This window comes from Dendronalium sp. ChiSLP03b (assembly GCF_034531165.2).
Lineage (GTDB): Bacteria > Cyanobacteriota > Cyanobacteriia > Cyanobacteriales > Nostocaceae > Dendronalium > Dendronalium minutum.
Window position 1 is genome coordinate 50,418 of the sequence record NZ_JAVRBR020000132.1, and the last position, 16,444, is coordinate 66,861.

A 16,444-nucleotide genomic window follows, 5' to 3' on the forward strand; every position below is an offset into this window, starting at 1 on the left:
TTAGGTATCAAAAATTATCTCCCTTGTCCCACCGAGGTTCGCCCAGAGGGAAACTACGTCACTTGCTGCGCTTCTCCTAAGGTCGCCGCTACGCGTAGCTTGCTTAAGAGCAGGGGTACGGTAACGCCAAGAGCGAACAAGTCGGCTTTGCCGACGGCAGTTACTTCAACGGAGGGAACCTCACGCCAGTTCTCTCAAGTCGGCAGAGCCTTGACGCTCGTTCGCTTTTAGCGTCGCCCCTTGGGCGAGGACTCGCGCTTCGCTGCGCTAACGGCAGTCGCTCATGGGGAGCCACTCCATTGCGGTGAGCAGTCCGTTAGACGGCTTCACAAACTTGAAGGAACTGCGAACCCGAAGGGGGGTTACCCCCGTTGTAGGCGGAACGCCTTCCCGCAGGGTAGGAAGTGGCGTGGAAACCCCCAAGACCGCGCTGCCTCACCAAGAGACTGGCTCCGCAACGTACTGCCTCCCCAACGGAGTGCATTGGGAACCCGCGCAACGTAGTGGCTCCTCCTTGTCCCTAGTACCCACTCCCTACTCTCCAGTCCCCTCCATATTCGGGCGTACTTTTGCCCGGACAAGTATAGCAGTAATATTGTCATGACCATTGTATTCATTTGCTAAATCGATTAATTTTGTCACACTCCGTTCTAGGTTAGTGTCAGAACTCAGTATGGGAATCAGGTGATTCTGGCAATGGATTTCTAGTAAATCGTTATCTGATAGACCGTCCGAGGCCAGGATGAGGAGGCTATCTTCATTGATTTCAAAAAATTCCACATCGGGATTGATTGAGTTTTCATCCCGAGGCCCCAAGGCTTGGGTCAGTTGATAAGCATCTGGACGGGCATAAGCTATACTTGCTTCCACTCCTCTAGCAATTTCCCGTTGACCAACTTCGTGATCTACTGTGATTTGTTCCAGTCCCTGCTTGCGAGTCAGGCGGTAAAGGCGACTATCTCCTACATGAGCAACTGCTGCTTGCGTGCCTTGAATTAAAAGCACGACTAAGGTTGTGCCCATACGTCCGACACCAGAACGGGCATCTTGTTGATTTATCTGGAAAATTGCCTGGTTCGCTAAATAGACTGCCTCACGGATACTGTCTTCCGTTGGCATTTGGTTGGCAATCCAGTGTTCTTGAAAGTATTTCCGTAGGGTGTTGACTGCCAACTCACTGGCGATTTCACCGCCAGCGTGTCCGCCCATACCATCGCAAAGAATATACAACCCACGGGCCAGTAAGACTCGGTTTTTAGGTAATTCTAGCTTCTCAATTTTGGTTTCAATGCCAAAGCAGTCTTCATTGTGATGACGTTGACGGCCTACATCAGTGCGTCCTGCATCTTCCAGGCTACTTAACTGCATTGACAGTACAACTGTCGGCAGGTCGTCAGCTTTGACAGAGATATCTTCTAGTTCATCTAATTGCAGGATAGTAGGCGCGTCTGGTTCTTGTTCTTCCGTTGGCTGAAAAGTTGAGGTAACGGGTGCTTCTAATTTAGCCGCAGTTTCTTCCAAACGCGAGCGCAACTGTGCAATCTTCTGAATTCTACCTACTTGCAAATCTTCCAAAATCTGCACTATAGAGCCAAATTGAGTGCGTTGAGACTGTCTAAATAACGTCTGCCAAATCCGACCCAAAGCTTGGATAGTAAAAGGCTGCCCTTGCAAAGCAAATGTATCTGCTTCTTCATCGTCTGACAATTCGGCGATCGCCAACTGACTATTCAAGGGTTCCACGTACAACTGTTGTAATGCCAGTGTTTGGTCTTCATCCAATCGCAGATTCGACAACTCCAGCAAACTTTGACGACACTTAACTGGCTCTAGTATCGTCCAGAGTTGGGTCATCTGATAACACCAGTGTAAAATTTGTAACGAACTCGTTGTTTCTTCTTGCCACAAATCGAGTAAATTTTGCCAATTTGAACGGTCTTGGATGATTACTACCTGCATATCATCCTGCTGCCATGCATCATGAATTAATGGTATTCCTGGGTGAGTTTGAGATTGTAGGGAAATATAAGCTTTAGCAAGGCTGGGAATTTCATTTGTTTCTACTGACGGTGTTAGCCCTTGTTGCTGATTGGCTAACATTGCCTCAATCGGTGATAGTTGATAAGGCTGGCAGTCTAAAACTCTCACGCCCAATTCTGTACTAACAGCATTTTCCTTTGGGGTTGATAGCGATTCTAACAATTGATAGCGCTGTTCTTGGTCTAAATAAGAACCTACTGCTAGCTGAGAAGTAGAGGGTAGAGGAGACGAGGATGAGGAAGACGTGGCAGATACTGTTCCCTCATCTCCCTCTATTCCCACAGGTATAAAGCTACTTTCCGCAAAGGTAGGTTCCTTGGCAATAATTGCCCACCAAACTGTTCCGCATTCCGCACCACATTGATGACAAAGTTGTGCATTTACAGGTACTTCAGTACTGCATTCAGGACAGACTTTGTGAGTCAGGGACGTGCCACAGTTTTGACAGAATTTGTTAGCGTGGGGGTTTTCAAATTTACACTGAGGGCAAATCAGCATAGTGGAAGTTCCTTAATTCCGGTTCCAAGGTGCTTCTAGCCACTAATATCCAAAGTGCCACAATTGGCCGCCCCTGCCTACAGTAGACCTAACAAGAGATTGTGGTTTCTCCAATGAATTTTGGTGGCAGTATTAATTGTGACGCATATTAGCTAAATATTTCAGACATCAGCAAGACAATTGCTGATAAAAGGAAAAGTGGGGACTAGGAAAGAGGACGCGGGGACTTGGAATTGGGACATGCGGAGAATCTATCGAGGACTTTCCCCGTGTCCTTGCGTCCCCGCATCCCCGTGTCCTCTTGCACCTGCTTTCATTCTCGTTCACTATTCAGGGCTAGTTGGATAGCAAAACAAGTACGGTTTGACCCACTTTCAACCTCAATTGTTCCTCCTAAATGTTTCGTAAGTTTTTGTACTAATGCCAGTCCTAATCCCGTGCCGCCCTGCTTCCAAGGATCGTTGCTGGGAATACGGTAAAATTTGTCGAAAATACGCGGTAATTCAGAGCTTGGAATTTCTACACCAGAATTGATTACTTGAAACTGGATGTTGTGAGCTTTCAGTTGGGCGGAAATGGTAATTTCTGCATCTGGAGGACTAAATTTACAGGCATTGGTAAGCAATTCTATCAAGATGCGTTCTAAACTGTATGGGTCGCAGGCGATAGAAGGAAGATTGGAGGCTATGCTGAGGCGTAACTTTTGTCTACAGGAATTGCCATTACGTGCTTTAAATAGCTCTACCACCCGCCAAAGCCATTGCTGTATTTGAATTGTTTCCAGTACCCAAGGTTTAGCACTGGTATCTAGTCGTTGCAAATCTAAGAAGTTGTTAATTAAATTGATTTCGCGATCGCACTCGTTGTCTAAAATTTCAAAATAGCGAGCTGCTTTTGAGCGTTCTGCTGCTGGCTTTGCCATTTCCGCTAAAAAGTTCTGCTCTTGATGCAGTGCAATTCCCAGCATCTGAATTGCCATTTTCATATTAGTTAATGGTGTGCGTAGTTCGTGGGAAACCGTACTGAGAAATTCTTCTTTTAGACGATTGAGGTTTTCCATCTCCTCTAACCGCGCTTGCGCTGCTTCTTGACTTTGTTTGAGGGCTACTTCTGCTAATTTGCGTTCTGTAATGTCAAGACAGCAACCAATGTAACCAGCAAACTTGCCGCTAGGTGTAAATCTAGGAATACCAGTATCTAACATCCAACGATATTCACCATCGTGGCGCTTGAGGCGATACTCTATCTCAAATTTGGCTCGTGCATGAAAGGCAGAATCATAGTTTTCTTGGCAGAAATTTCGCTCTTGTGGATGTACTGCTTCCAACCAGCCCCATTCTTGCTGTTGCTCTATACTGCGTCCTGTAAAATTTAGCCAAGACTTATTAAAAAAGGTAAACAGCCCGTCACATCCTGCCATCCACAACATTACTGGTGCGCTATTAGCCAGAGTTTGAAAGCGTTGTTCGCTTTCTCTTAAAGCATCTTCCGCCTGTTTGCGAGCAGTAATGTCCTCACATACCATGAGTATGACTGGACTTTTCTGAGAACATAGTGGTATGGGAGTTTCCACAGTTGTTAGCGAAACGCCTTCTCGCTCAACACCGAAATCGTTTCCATACTGCTTTGCAGTACCTAAAGGATAGGATAAAGTAGCAAGTGTTCGTTGACTTTCCTCCGCCAGAAAGTGTTCGTCCACACTCGGCAATATCCGCACTAAGACTTTTACCCATATAATTTTACTGGTAGGGCAATCTAAACGAAACTCTCCGGTAGTTTCGTGAGGCACAATTTTTAATAAACTTGTGAATACATCAGAGAGCCTTTGTTGGTCTGACCGATCGAACAAGTTAAAGACAGGCTGTTGTATCAATTGTTCTGGTGTGTAACCAAGAAGGTTTGCACCGAACTGGTTTACAGACATAATTATCCCTGTCGCATCCAAGCTGAAGTACATAGCAGGGGCATTTTCATAAAGCTTGCGATACCATTGGAGTTCCTCTTGGGTGCGACGCAGTTTCTCTGCTATGCCCAGTTCTAAATCGGAGGCTCTTTCGGGCACAAGTTCCAAGCGTACAGGTGTTGCCGACAAGATATCCTGTTGTTGGCGCGTTTGATGCCAGAGCGATTGTTGATTAAGGCTCATAAGACTTAAACTTGCACCCAATGGCTAATGTTTATTCGGCGTAAGTAAAAAAATAGTATTATACTACTTTTCATCTAATTTTTGTCAAACAAGGCAATTAAAAAGTCATACGAAGCTTTTTGGAGTTAGAAATCAGGAGTGAAGAATTATCTTCCTTTGTCTGTCCGTTCGCGTAGCGTCGACCATAGGAGAAGTTAGCCCTGCGGGAAACCACGCCACTTGCTACCCTGCGGGAAGCCGCGCAGAGCGCGTCTACAAGCCGGGGAACCTTTGACGTTCGTTCGCTTTTAGCGTCGCCCCTTGGGCGAGGACTCGCGCTTCGCTGCGCTAACGGCAGTCGCTCATGGGGAGCCACTCCGTTGCGGTGAGCAGTCCGTTGGGCGGCTTCGCCGACTTGAAGGAACTGCGAACCCGAAGGAGGGTTACCCCCGTTGTAGGCGGAACGCCTTCCCGTAGGGTAGGAAGTGGCGTGGAAACCCCCAAGACCCTTTGGGTGACGCTCCTGCGTCGCTAACGCTACGCTAACACCAACGCAGTGGCTCCTCATGAGCGACTTCTCTCCTTGTCTCTCCAGTCCCCAGTCCTAGTTAAAGCATAAGCTTGAGTTCGGATGGAGTCAGATCGCGCCACTGACCTAGTTGTAGACTGTCTAAGTGTAGATGGGCTATGCTCACCCTAATTAGTCTTAAAGTCGGAAACCCCACAGCCGCAGTCATTCGACGCACTTGGCGATTTTTGCCCTCAGTCAAGATCATTTCTAACCATGCTGTTGGGACATTTTTGCGAAATCTAATTGGTGGATTGCGATCGCATACAGGTGGTTCTTCTGGCAATAGCCTCACTTTTGCTGGTCGAGTGCGGTAATCTTGAATTTCCACACCTGTTTGCAACTTGTTTATAGCATCTATATCGGGAATGCGCTCTACCTGTGCCCAATAAGTTCGTTTATGACCAAAACGCGGATTGGCAAGGCGATGTTGCAATTGTCCATCATTCGTCAACAACAGCAAGCCTTCACTATCCCAGTCCAAACGTCCTACAGGATATACGTTAGGTACATCAATATAATCTTTGAGAGTGTGATGTTGATGAGTTTCCTGAGTAAATTGGCTCAGAACGCCGTAGGGTTTGTGAAAAATAATATATCGATGGTCAAGAGTCATTAGTCATTAGTCATTAGAGACGCGATTAATCGCGTCTGTACAGTTATCAGTAATTATTCTTCCTAGCAGTTGTGCAGTGTCTTCGCTTATGACAGTTGCGTAAGTCCTGTTCTAAAATGATTTCTTCTAGTACCCAGTCTCCAATATCCAATAAGATTCATAAATCTTCATGTTGTTCGTTACAGACTCATATGAAGATTGATCATAACAAAGCGTATAAAACCCCCGAAAATTTATATAATTCGCGGGGTAAGATTTTCTGTGAAGAAATTCAAGCTTTGTTGTTCAACAAATCAATCCAACAGCTTGATTTGCCTGGGTGAACAATCTGAGATTTCTTCACTTTTTGAAACAAATTTCTTAAACTCTGTCGTTAACGCAGGAGATATCGTTAATGCCTTTTGGACCAGCTTCACGCTTGGGGGTCAGCCTATTTGATGAAACCCCTCCTATTGAATGGATACCCGGTCAATCAGAAGAAGAGAAAGAGTCGATTATTCAAGCAGTTTACAGGCAAGTGTTGGGTAATGCCTACGTCATGGAAAGTGAGAGGCTTGCCATACCTGAGTCGCAGTTTAAACTGGGTGAGTTTAGCGTCCGCGAGTTTGTGCGCGCTGTGGCAAAATCTGACTTGTACCGTTCTCGCTTTTTCGACAATACTGCTCGTTACCGCTTTATTGAACTCAATTTCAGACATCTTCTCGGTCGTGCCCCACGCGATTTGGAAGAAACACGGTTGCACAGCACCATTTTGGACACTAAGGGGTTTGAAGCCGAGATTGATTCCTATCTCGACAGCGATGAATACCAAGATAACTTTGGTGAAAACTTTGTACCTTACATCCGGGGCTACAAAAGTGTCGCTATTCAAAACATGGTTCAGTTTACTCATACCTTCCAATTGGTGCGCGGTGCTTCTAGCAGCAGCTTGAAGGGCGACCTAGCAGGAAAGAGTCCTAAACTGAATTCCCTAGTCATTCAGTCCATCGCCACTCCGGTGGTGTCACCTGCTAGTGATGGTGCAACCTTCCGCACACCAGCATTGGGTTCCCGCTATCGTCAAGGAGTGGGTGCTAGCTCTGACGGCAAGGTCTACCGCATCGAAGTTACTGGCTATCGGTCGAAAGCCGTCAACGCAGTTTCAAAGTTCCGCCGCTCCAACCAAGTCTTTCTGGTGCCCTACGAGCAGCTATCGCAGGAGTATCAGCGGATTCATCAACAAGGCGGTATTATTGCCAGTGTTTCAGTCGTTTAGTATAGGCTTTCAGCAGTACTGAGTGCTGAATACTGTAAACGCTTGCGCGGTTTTTCGCAGTGTGGAGCCAGTGTGTTGCTTCGGTTACCCAAGTTGTAGCAAATAACGTTGCTGAGTACTGAGTAGTAATCCATAGCTCAAGCTAGGAAATTGAGTCAGGAAGAAATTTTTTTGTTTCTTCTTGCTCTAGATTCATGAGCTGAATTGACAGTGTTAGTGTTATTTCTTTACTCAGCAACGCCACTTGCAACCCAGCGGGAAGGCTTTCCGCCTACAACGTGGGTTTTCCCTATATCAGTTCTCTCAAGTCGGCAGAGCCTTGATGCTTGAGGACTCGCGCTTCGCTGTGCAGTGGCTCCTTTCAACTCAGCACTGTTTTATATGAACTTAAGCAAACCGAAAAATTGAAGCATCTTAGGAGATAAGTTTCAATGGCATCCCCTACAATTTTTGAACTTTTGCCCAACAATGGATTGGATGACCTCCAAACAGTGATTCGGGCTGTTTACAAGCAGGTTTTAGGAAATCCTCATGTGATGGAAAGCGAGCGGTTGGTAACAGCCGAGTCACAGTTGTGCGATCGCGCCATTAGCGTGCGTGAATTCGTCCGCATCGTCGCTAAGTCTGATTTCTATCGCGCCCGTTACTTTGAGTCCAGCGCACCCTACCGCTTTGTCGAACTGAACTTCCTGCACTTGCTCGGACGGGCACCACAAGACCAGAGAGAAGTCTCCGAACATATCGTTCGCACTGTTGCTGAGGGCTACGATGCAGAAATCGACTCTTACATCGACAGCGATGAATACCAAACAGCCTTTGGCGAAAACGTTGTGCCTTACTATCGCGGCAGAAGCAGCGAAGCTAATATCAAGCAAGTAGGCTACAATCACATTTTTGCCCTCGATCGCGGCCCTGCTCAAGTCGATAGCGCAGTCAAATCTTCACAGCTAGTCTATGCGATCGCCGCTAACGCTAGCACAAAGATCAAGCCGTCTTCAGCAACTGTGATTGGCTCAGGTACTGAAAAGCGCTTCAAGATTGTTGTTACCGGCTCAAAATTTGACGCTCCCCGCCGCATCAGCACAACTGAATATATTGTCCCTGCTAGTAAAGTAACTCCGCAAATTCAGCGGATTAATCGCACTAGCGGGAAAATTGTCAGCATTACTGAAATCGTATAATCTTCCAGAGGGTGGGCAATGCCCACCCTGCTCATAATTCCTTTAATAAAACCAAGCATTAATACAATTTAGGAGACGTTGATATGGCACTTTGGATAGAAGCAGAGTCCTTTGAACTGCGTCCCAATGCTACTGAAGATGATTTACAATCTGTCATCCGGGCAGCATATCGACAAGTTTTGGGTAATGCTCATGTAATGGACAGCCAAAGACTCACCAGTGCCGAGTCTCAGTTACGAAACAGCGATATCACAGTCCGAGGCTTTGTAAGAGCGATCGCTCAATCCGATCTATATCGTTCGCTATTTTTTGACAACTCTTCCCCCTATCGCTTTATTGAATTGAACTTTAAGCACCTGCTCGGTCGTGCCCCACAAGACCAGGCTGAAATTTCCGAGCATGTGCAAATTTACAATACGCAGGGCTACGAAGCTGACATTAACTCCTACATTGATGGCGACGAATATGTGGCAAGTTTTGGTGAGAATATCGTGCCCTCTGCTCGGGGAAATCGCACCCAAACAGGCTTCAAGAATGTAGATTTTAACCGCACCTTCGCTCTGATACGGGGATATGCAACCAGTGATGCTGGCAAATCGGCAAAGCTAATTAGTGAGGTCGCAAGCAATTTGCCCACCAAAATAGCACCTCCTGCTGGTGGTTCTGGAGCTTATAACAATACTGGTAAGCGTTTCCGCATCACCATCACAAAAGCCAGTGGTCCTCGGGTCACTCAAAGCACCACGACATTTGAAGTGGGGTATGCTCAACTGTCCCAAAAAATTCAAAACATTCATAAGACAGGTGGTAAGATTCTCAGTATTGCGGAAGTGGCTTAGTGTATAATCCTACAATTTGGTAGCAATGTAGACGGCTCAAACCTTGGTTAGCACATTGCTTCTTTTTTCCTCTGCATTTTTTGCAGATACTCTGTAAGCATCTCTACCCAACTCTAAAGAACTTACTATATCAAGTTCGTTTGAAAACTTATCATTAGGACTGACGCAAAGAAGCAGAGAATTCTAAAAAATAAGTGATTATCCGAACTTGATATTACTCTGATTTAATCTAAATCTCTGAAATGCTTTACCTAGTTATTAAGCCGTCATGAACATTACAGAATTTGTTGAGCGTTCTATTGGCCGTTGGCGATCGCAACGCAGCGCCCATCACCTAGCTTTTGGTCACTTTGAAGCCATACAATCGGTCATCGACATCGTTGCTATGACCCTAGACGACCCAGCAGTCGTTGACCTCTGCAAGTCCTATAACATCGACACAAAAGCAGCCGTTTCTCCATTCCGTATGAGCTGGGACGGTCAATCGGACTGGGATGAAAACGAAGTCCTCAAAGGTAGTTGTATTCTGGTTCCCGTTCCCGATCGCGATCGCCCCAATCGCGGTAAACTTTTACGCGACCAAGGCTATGCAGAAACTATGGCAGCTGCTGGTGACTACTACCTGACTGAAGATGATACCTTCGTCTTGGTTACAGCATACGATCGCGCTGCCGCCGAAGAAAAAATCTGGTTTGTTAACCCCAATGTGCGCTGTCGAGTTTCTCTGATCAAAACCAGCGCAGGTACAGGAATTGTTACAGCCTCTTTTTCATCAGAAATTCGACAAGAAATTAAAAATTAAAAATAAATAATTAAAAATTCTCATAGCATGAATTGCAAATTTTTCAAATTATCAACTTGAGCCAATTTCATAACAGTAACACCAAGTTTAAAAAGGATATATTGTTTAATTTACAAAGGTTAAAATATTGGAAAGCGATTGTATCAAGCCTTTCTAAAGTATGTCTTAAATACGAATTACGAATTACGAATTACGAATTAGTATGACTACTCCGCTGCATATTTCTGAGTCTGAATCAAAGGATTTATTAACCCTGGCTCGTTGTATGGCAGGTGATTTCAGTAACTACAAACAGTCTTGTGAAAATCCTAAAAATTACGCTCATATCCATGTTTACTTTCGCCCGTTGCCATTTGAATTCTTCTCTGGCATTGGCTTTTATTCCGAGCAAGTTTATGACTACGACCTTTGGAGTCCCTACCGTCAGGGTGTGCATCGGCTAGTGGAGTGTGAAGACCACATTTATGTAGAAAACTACGGTCTAAAAGATGCATTTCTCTATGCTGGTGCGGCACGTGAATTAGACATTCTCAAAACAATTACGACCGACTGCATTGAACGACGATATTACTGCGCCATGATCTTCAAACGAGACGGCGATCTGTTTCGAGGCAGTGTAGAACCTGGCAACTTGTGTTTAATAGAGCGCAATGGCTGTCAGACTTACTTGGTGAGCGATGTCGAAATCACAGAAACCACCTGGGTCAGCCTGGATAGAGGCATGGATATCAATACACATGAGCAAGTTTGGGGGTCAACTTTTGGACCCTTGCGGTTTGAAAAAAGAGAGAGTTTTGCCCATGAAGTCCCAGCTATCTTATGACGCTTCCCTGAAGAGTCTGGAACGGGTTGAAGCAAAAATGTTGCCACCAGAAGCTCAAAAAAAGATGCAATGCTGGCTCCGGAGCCGTCATTTGATTTGTTCAGGTAATTTTTTTATTTTTGAAACGGTAGACTATAGCGCTGTCGAGCGTTTTTCGGAATGCGTTATGGCGTTGGGAGGAACCATAATTTCGGTTGAACCGATTGACAAATTATGGATGGGAGATCATCGTCAAGTTTTTTTGTATCGTGCTAGGGCCAGTTTGCATACCCCTTGTCATAACTTAAGGCAATACTGGATTAAATATGGCAGTTTTCGCACGCGATTTGATGTGCAGTAAGTAGGGATTGGGGATTGGGTATTAGGTACTGGGGACTGGGGACTGGGGATGAGTCGGTGGTCATTTAAAATTTTTCTCCCCCTGCTTCCCCTGCTCCCCCTGCTCTCTTATTCCCAGTCTTTTCTAGATTAAAGTGAAGGAAACTTTTATCAATTCGCTCTCATGGAACTCCATCAAATCGAAACCGATTTACAAAACTCGGATTTTAAATATCGTCTTGATGCGATCGCTGCTCTCAACGATTATCCCGCTGAAGTAGCTGTTCCCTTACTTACCAAGCACCTCCACGACCCAGAATTTTTAGTGCGATCGTTTGTTGCTAGGGGGTTGGGTAAGCACCAGACATCTGAATCCTTTGCTGCTTTACTTGAGATTATCAAGTTTGATAACACCCCCAATGTGCGAGCAGAAGCTGCTAACTCCTTATCTCTGTTTGGCAGGCTCTCAGTTTCCCATCTAGTGCAAACATTTTTTATGGATGAACACTGGCTGTTGCGCCGCACCATACTGGCAACTTTAGTTGAACTGGAGTGCCCCGAAGAAATACTTGAGGTTTGTGTCCAGGGGCTAGAAGGAGAAGATGCAAGTGTGCGAGAGGCCGCAGTAGATACGCTGGGCAGTCTAGCTGGCTCCCGTCAACATCAAGCTGCTTTATCCCAACTCTTAATACTCAAGAATTCGCAGTCCGAACGTATCCGGATACAGGTTGCTTATGCCTTAAAACATTTTGATGACCCCGATGCCAAAGAAGCCTTAGCTCAACTTAGACAGGATGCCAATCATCGGGTGGTTGGGGCGGCGATGGAAGATTTACTCCAGTAAATTTGCACTCCCTGCTTTTAACCTTAGCAATTATACGGACATGATATTAGTATTAAACTTTTTCCTTGGCTGGTGTAGCGATGCCACGCCTAACTAGACTAGCTTCCAGTTCCTTGATGAATCTAAAATCTTCCTCTAACAGGGGATAGCCTCCGCTTCCAGACGAGTCCTGACTTACAGAGGGTTGCTTTTCGAGGAAAGTGAATGCCTGCCGGAATTGATGCGGACTTGCCTCAATGGGCGAGTCAAAGTGACAAGAAATAATCTGCTGAAAATTCCAAGTTGCAACTTTGTCAGCCCAGTTAAGTACTTCTCTGGGTGCTTGAGGTAGAATTAGGGTTTGCAGAATCGGCGCGACAAATGGCCGTCCATTTCCTCGTAAGACATCAAATGACTGTTTCCAATTCTCTTGCCATTGAAATGGAAATAAACCGAAGTAAGCTTTTCGGGAACAATCTGGTGCTTTAAGAACATCGCGAAATATTTGCCTGAGTCCAGCAATCTCCACCACACTAGGACGAAAGTAAATCGCAAACAGTGAAATCCGTTGCCATCCCTGGCGACGGTTTACTTCGTTGTTCTCGATAACCTGGAGGGCATTGTCCCTAGCGTGAAACAGTAAGGGGTACGGGTCTAACTGCATAATGTCAGGTGGGTCTTCTGGCACAGACAGTATAGAATCGGTCAAGAGTAGAGTGCGCGATCGCTTGTGCAACAGAGCAACTTCTGCAAAAGACCCCCGTCCCAAATTGATATTCAACATTGCGTAGTCAAATTCATCAGCGAAGGGAGCTTGGCTGCAATCCTCTGGTAGCACCTGTGTCCGTTTCTGCGGAAAACCAAGCCAACTAAGTGGCAGATTGAACGGAAAGCTCCACTGGTGCGGGGCAACCAGAACCAGCGCTTGTGAAAAGCGTCTGGCGAAGGGGCCAACAAAAACCTTATGTTCCAAACCAGAGCTCGTTGGCAGAATGATGTACTTAACATCACCGTGCTTTACCACTAACTCATTCACCAGCTGGATACACTCGGTTGTTGGCGCAACAGGTGCATAGACAAGGAGTCCACCTGCTTCCAGCTTAACGACGGTCATCCGAATCGGCACGATAGTATAAAGAATGCCGTGAGGCTGATCGAATGTCCAGATAGTGTCCTTAACTATTTCTCTGCAAACTGTTCGCCGCCTGCCGTAAGGATAGAGTGGTAAAGCAGGCCAAAACGGCCATGACCAATCTCTCGAATGGGTGCTGGAATTCATCCATTGCTCCTGAGACTGTACTCTTGACTTACGTTTGCGTGCATTCATCGTCATTCTATTCACATCTTGCACCAATATCATTATTGCGATTTTTGTAGAGTAAAGTATTGCCCAATCTTTAATTCAAAGGTTCATTGCCAGGGTTGGCAATTAGCCACTCTTACTTAACGGTAACCATGAACTTATTGCTTAAACAGTAGATGAATACACTTATTTTATAATTACCTATTCGTAGCAGCTAATACAGCGATTATTAAGCAGTAGTTGAATCTTGTTAAAGATAAGATTAAATTATTAGAGGAGATTTTATGTTTTCATATAAATACTTATTTTTAAACTAAGCCATAACAAAATGACCTATTATAAATTAATTGATGTTTTGGAAACAGAGCAAATTCAAAGCAAATATGTAATTTGTGTAAATATTTTTTTTATTTTATGTTAACTCTTATTCAATTTTAGATATATTTTATACATCAAAATTATATGGACGCAATTAGTCATAACACATTCTATAATTGTCCACAACTTTCTATACCTTAATCATATTGGATTGCATAAATTAATTGGAAAAATAATTTTTTAATTTATTTATATTTGAACCATTCTTCTTTTGATAAAAGAGATGGTATTTTATCTGATAAATGCTTTCTTGAATCAAGAATACAAACTCAAATACTCAAATAGTTTGTATATACATTAGGTAAGGTTAGACAATCTGTGACAATAGACTTTAATGAACTCAACCAACTTCTAGTTACAATTGCTCAAAGTAACTTTGCAGAAGTAACGCTTAAAACTGATGATTTTGAACTGACAGTGCGTAAAGCTGTTGAAGTCAGAGAGCAACTGCTGTCTGACAAGCAATTGGAGCAAGGAGGTGTTTTGGCATCGCCCTCAACCCTAAGTGCTGCGATCGCCGCAACATCAGGTTCTGAAATTAATATGGCAATCAGTGGGGTTGTGGATACTGGGAATGTAGCCCCAGAGCAGGTAACAATAGCTGCATCGTTGCCTACTGGGCAAAAGTTGTTTGATATGGTTTCACCAATGGTGGGGACTTTTTACCGTGCCTCTGCTCCCAGCGAACCACCCTTTGTAGAAGTAGGCGATCGCATTAAAGCTGGTCAAACAGTCTGTATTATTGAAGCTATGAAGCTGATGAATGAAATTGAAGCTGAAGCATCTGGACAAATCGTCGAAATTCTGGTGCAAAATGGTGAGCCAGTAGAATTTGGGCAGCAATTAGTGAGAATCAAGCCTGATTAAAGAAGGCAGGTGGAGGAGGGGGAGCAGGAGAGGTAGTACTTGTTACTCTTGTCCGTCTATTCCCTATTTTTAATGTACATCACAGGAATCTTTCAGAGAAACAAGCCTATTAAACTTTTACGCTAACAAAATTGTACATTGACTCAACTAGACAGTTGACTACCAAGCGCTGTCTGTCGTCCGTCATCAGAAGCCAGTGCGTTGGGGAGACAGCTCGGTGGACGGGTTCCTCAAAATAATTTTCTCTTGAATTTGGCACTGCGATCGCTTTCCTGCCTTCAACATCAGCAGAAATATTAGCAGGCTAGTTAAAGGCGATGAAAGTGGAACTGGTAGTTTGAAAAAGTTGTAACAGCAGCATGAATGAGACAGCTTATTGTAAAATGAACGTTCTTACTACCTGATATAACAGGACGATCGCAATCGGGATAATAATCGGCAAGAATACTATTAGTCCCGATTTCTCAAAGCGAATTTCTTGACCCTCGGACTTGAAAAGAGCAATTAAACCAACGACTCCCATCAGTACCCAGATAAAGCCGAAGACAATGAAGATGATAAATACTGAGTCTTGCATTTTCTTTTGGTGCTTACCCTGACAATCTAATCTCTAGGCTAGCTCTATTACCCAGCGATCGCATTTTTAACTCACAAAAGTAGCAGCAAATATCTTTGGAGTAGCAAAACTCAACTATTTCTTGACTCGGCTTAGCCGCTCCAGTTGAGTTTCAATGGCAGCCAAAAGTTGATGTTGTGACCAATCGTGGCTGAGATGGGCAGCTATGCAAGCGGCTCCAGCGCCCATACCCTCTTTCACAAAGCCCTGCTCATAAGCTTGGAGTTGGGGATAACGAGAATTGGCAAAACTGACTCCAGTAGCCAGTAGGGGAGGATTTTTTGCTCCTAAGTTGAGAGCTAAATCAACAGTACCGCCAGTTGGGTCTTCTGCTACCCAGCGAGTTGTACCTATAACTACTTCTATTGGCTGCCAAGATAAATTGTAAACTTGAGCGATCGCACTCGTTAAAGCATAAACTGCCAGCATTTGCGTACCGCCTGCAAGCATAACACCACAACTGCGGCTAGCAGCGATCGTCATCCCAGCTACAACCACTTGCATAGGATCGCCTACCGCTGCTACTAGTTGTAGGGGGTCAATCACAGACGCGGGGACGCGGTGAGACAGCGCTGCGGGAAGGTTTCCCTCCGGAGCCACTTCTGTGCGGGGGTTCCCCCCGTTGAAGAAAGTGGCATCAGGCGACTGCGTTAGCGTAGCGTCACCCGAAGGGTGACGCGGGGACGCGGTGAATGAGAGGGATGAGGGAGATGAAGAAGTTAATTTATCTTTGCCTGCTCCGCCTGCTTCCCCTGCCCTCCACCTCTCCAGCCCAGCTTCTACTAATGCCCACTTTTGCGTGTGGTTACAAACAGGGTGACTGCTGTTAACTTTTCCTACTGCGTCTATGCCTAAGCCCGTTAAAATTGCTAGGGCAGTTGTAGTTCCCCCAACGACGCACTCACCTATAATCAGATACCCTTGTTGGATATCGGCTGCAAGGCGTTCTCCCCAAAGCAATCCTTGCTCTAGTAGGTGGCGTACTATTGCTAGTTCCATAGCAGCACCTTCACTTAAACATCTAGCAGGAGTGCCACCCAAATCAATTGCTGGCACAGCAGCAGCCTGCGGTAAACCAGCATCAAATAAATAAACTGGAATGTTGAGTGCTTCAACTACAGCACGGGAAATCAGTACGGGCGATGCTCCCGCTGTTAGTGGTGGTAGAGGATGTTGGGGTTTTTGTTCCGGACCGTAATATAAAAACTCGGCATCAGCACAAGCAGTATATTTCCGATCCTCAGGAGTGCGTCCAGCTGCTGAAATTCCTGGAATCAAGCCTGTTTCAGTAAAACCTAAAACACAGGCAAACAAGGGTAAGCAGCCGCGATACTTCGCAATCCATTCTTTACCTTGTTCTGTTTGAGTATAAATATTAATCATAAGTTTTTT

At 45.1% G+C, this 16,444-nt stretch carries 15 protein-coding genes; 8 read left to right on the top strand and 7 right to left on the bottom strand.

What is annotated here, in order from left to right; translation table 11 throughout:
* Window positions 1-534: 534 nt before the first annotated feature.
* The 4 genes from RMY31_RS30830 to RMY31_RS30845 form a co-directional block, all read right to left on the bottom strand.
* Window positions 535-2,538: a serine/threonine phosphatase gene (locus tag RMY31_RS30830; RefSeq protein ID WP_322658265.1), complete on the bottom strand. Its 2,004-nt coding sequence runs from the start codon at window positions 2,536-2,538 to the stop codon at window positions 535-537.
* Between the two features lie 313 nt (window positions 2,539-2,851).
* Complete coding sequence (locus RMY31_RS30835; protein WP_322658264.1) at window positions 2,852-4,684, bottom strand: PAS domain S-box protein; 1,833 nt, start codon at window positions 4,682-4,684, stop codon at window positions 2,852-2,854.
* Between the two features lie 97 nt (window positions 4,685-4,781).
* Entirely contained in the window at window positions 4,782-5,231 is a 450-nt protein-coding gene (locus RMY31_RS30840; protein WP_322658263.1) for a hypothetical protein, read from the bottom strand.
* Window positions 5,232-5,271: 40 nt separating this feature from the next.
* Window positions 5,272-5,847: an rRNA large subunit pseudouridine synthase E gene (locus tag RMY31_RS30845; RefSeq protein WP_322658262.1), complete on the bottom strand. Its 576-nt coding sequence runs from the start codon at window positions 5,845-5,847 to the stop codon at window positions 5,272-5,274.
* Between the two features lie 394 nt (window positions 5,848-6,241).
* Here RMY31_RS30845 and RMY31_RS30850 point away from each other — a divergent pair, with 394 nt between their 5' ends.
* The 7 genes from RMY31_RS30850 to RMY31_RS30880 all read left to right on the top strand — a co-directional run bounded on the left by RMY31_RS30850 (window position 6,242) and on the right by RMY31_RS30880 (window position 11,909).
* On the top strand, window positions 6,242-7,102 hold the full coding sequence (locus RMY31_RS30850) for a phycobilisome linker polypeptide (RefSeq protein WP_322658261.1): 861 nt from the start codon (window positions 6,242-6,244) through the stop codon (window positions 7,100-7,102).
* A gap of 431 nt (window positions 7,103-7,533) precedes the next feature.
* Window positions 7,534-8,283 carry a phycobilisome rod-core linker polypeptide gene (locus RMY31_RS30855; protein ID WP_322658260.1) on the top strand — a complete coding sequence of 250 codons (750 nt, stop codon included), beginning with the start codon at window positions 7,534-7,536 and terminating at the stop codon, window positions 8,281-8,283.
* A gap of 83 nt (window positions 8,284-8,366) precedes the next feature.
* Window positions 8,367-9,122, top strand: coding sequence for a phycobilisome rod-core linker polypeptide (locus RMY31_RS30860; RefSeq protein ID WP_322658259.1), 756 nt, complete (start codon window positions 8,367-8,369; stop codon window positions 9,120-9,122).
* A gap of 268 nt (window positions 9,123-9,390) precedes the next feature.
* Window positions 9,391-9,924, top strand: a complete 534-nt coding sequence (locus tag RMY31_RS30865; RefSeq protein WP_322658258.1) for a phycobiliprotein lyase — start codon at window positions 9,391-9,393, stop codon at window positions 9,922-9,924.
* A gap of 202 nt (window positions 9,925-10,126) precedes the next feature.
* Window positions 10,127-10,747, top strand: a complete 621-nt coding sequence (locus tag RMY31_RS30870) for a chromophore lyase CpcT/CpeT (protein ID WP_322658257.1) — start codon at window positions 10,127-10,129, stop codon at window positions 10,745-10,747.
* Window positions 10,725-11,087, top strand: coding sequence for a CpeR family transcriptional regulator (locus RMY31_RS30875; RefSeq protein ID WP_322658256.1), 363 nt, complete (start codon window positions 10,725-10,727; stop codon window positions 11,085-11,087). Before RMY31_RS30870 ends, RMY31_RS30875 begins: the two co-directional genes overlap by 23 nt.
* A 162-nt stretch (window positions 11,088-11,249) precedes the next feature.
* Window positions 11,250-11,909 carry a HEAT repeat domain-containing protein gene (locus RMY31_RS30880; RefSeq protein ID WP_322658255.1) on the top strand — a complete coding sequence of 220 codons (660 nt, stop codon included), beginning with the start codon at window positions 11,250-11,252 and terminating at the stop codon, window positions 11,907-11,909.
* Window positions 11,910-11,961: 52 nt separating this feature from the next.
* Here RMY31_RS30880 and RMY31_RS30885 read toward each other — a convergent pair whose 3' ends face one another.
* Complete coding sequence (locus RMY31_RS30885; RefSeq protein WP_322658254.1) at window positions 11,962-13,215, bottom strand: DUF4336 domain-containing protein; 1,254 nt, start codon at window positions 13,213-13,215, stop codon at window positions 11,962-11,964.
* A gap of 672 nt (window positions 13,216-13,887) precedes the next feature.
* On the opposite strand from RMY31_RS30885, the gene accB reads away from it, so the two are divergent.
* Window positions 13,888-14,436 (top strand): acetyl-CoA carboxylase biotin carboxyl carrier protein, encoded by a 549-nt coding sequence (accB, locus tag RMY31_RS30890; RefSeq protein WP_322658253.1) that lies wholly within the window; start codon window positions 13,888-13,890, stop codon window positions 14,434-14,436.
* 373 nt (window positions 14,437-14,809) lie between these two features.
* Here the strand turns inward: accB and RMY31_RS30895 are convergent, their stop codons facing one another.
* Both RMY31_RS30895 and RMY31_RS30900 read right to left on the bottom strand, forming a co-directional pair.
* Complete coding sequence (locus RMY31_RS30895; RefSeq protein ID WP_322658252.1) at window positions 14,810-15,013, bottom strand: hypothetical protein; 204 nt, start codon at window positions 15,011-15,013, stop codon at window positions 14,810-14,812.
* 114 nt (window positions 15,014-15,127) lie between these two features.
* Window positions 15,128-16,435, bottom strand: coding sequence for a nicotinate-nucleotide--dimethylbenzimidazole phosphoribosyltransferase (locus RMY31_RS30900; RefSeq protein WP_322658303.1), 1,308 nt, complete (start codon window positions 16,433-16,435; stop codon window positions 15,128-15,130).
* Between the last annotated feature and the right edge of the window lie 9 nt (window positions 16,436-16,444).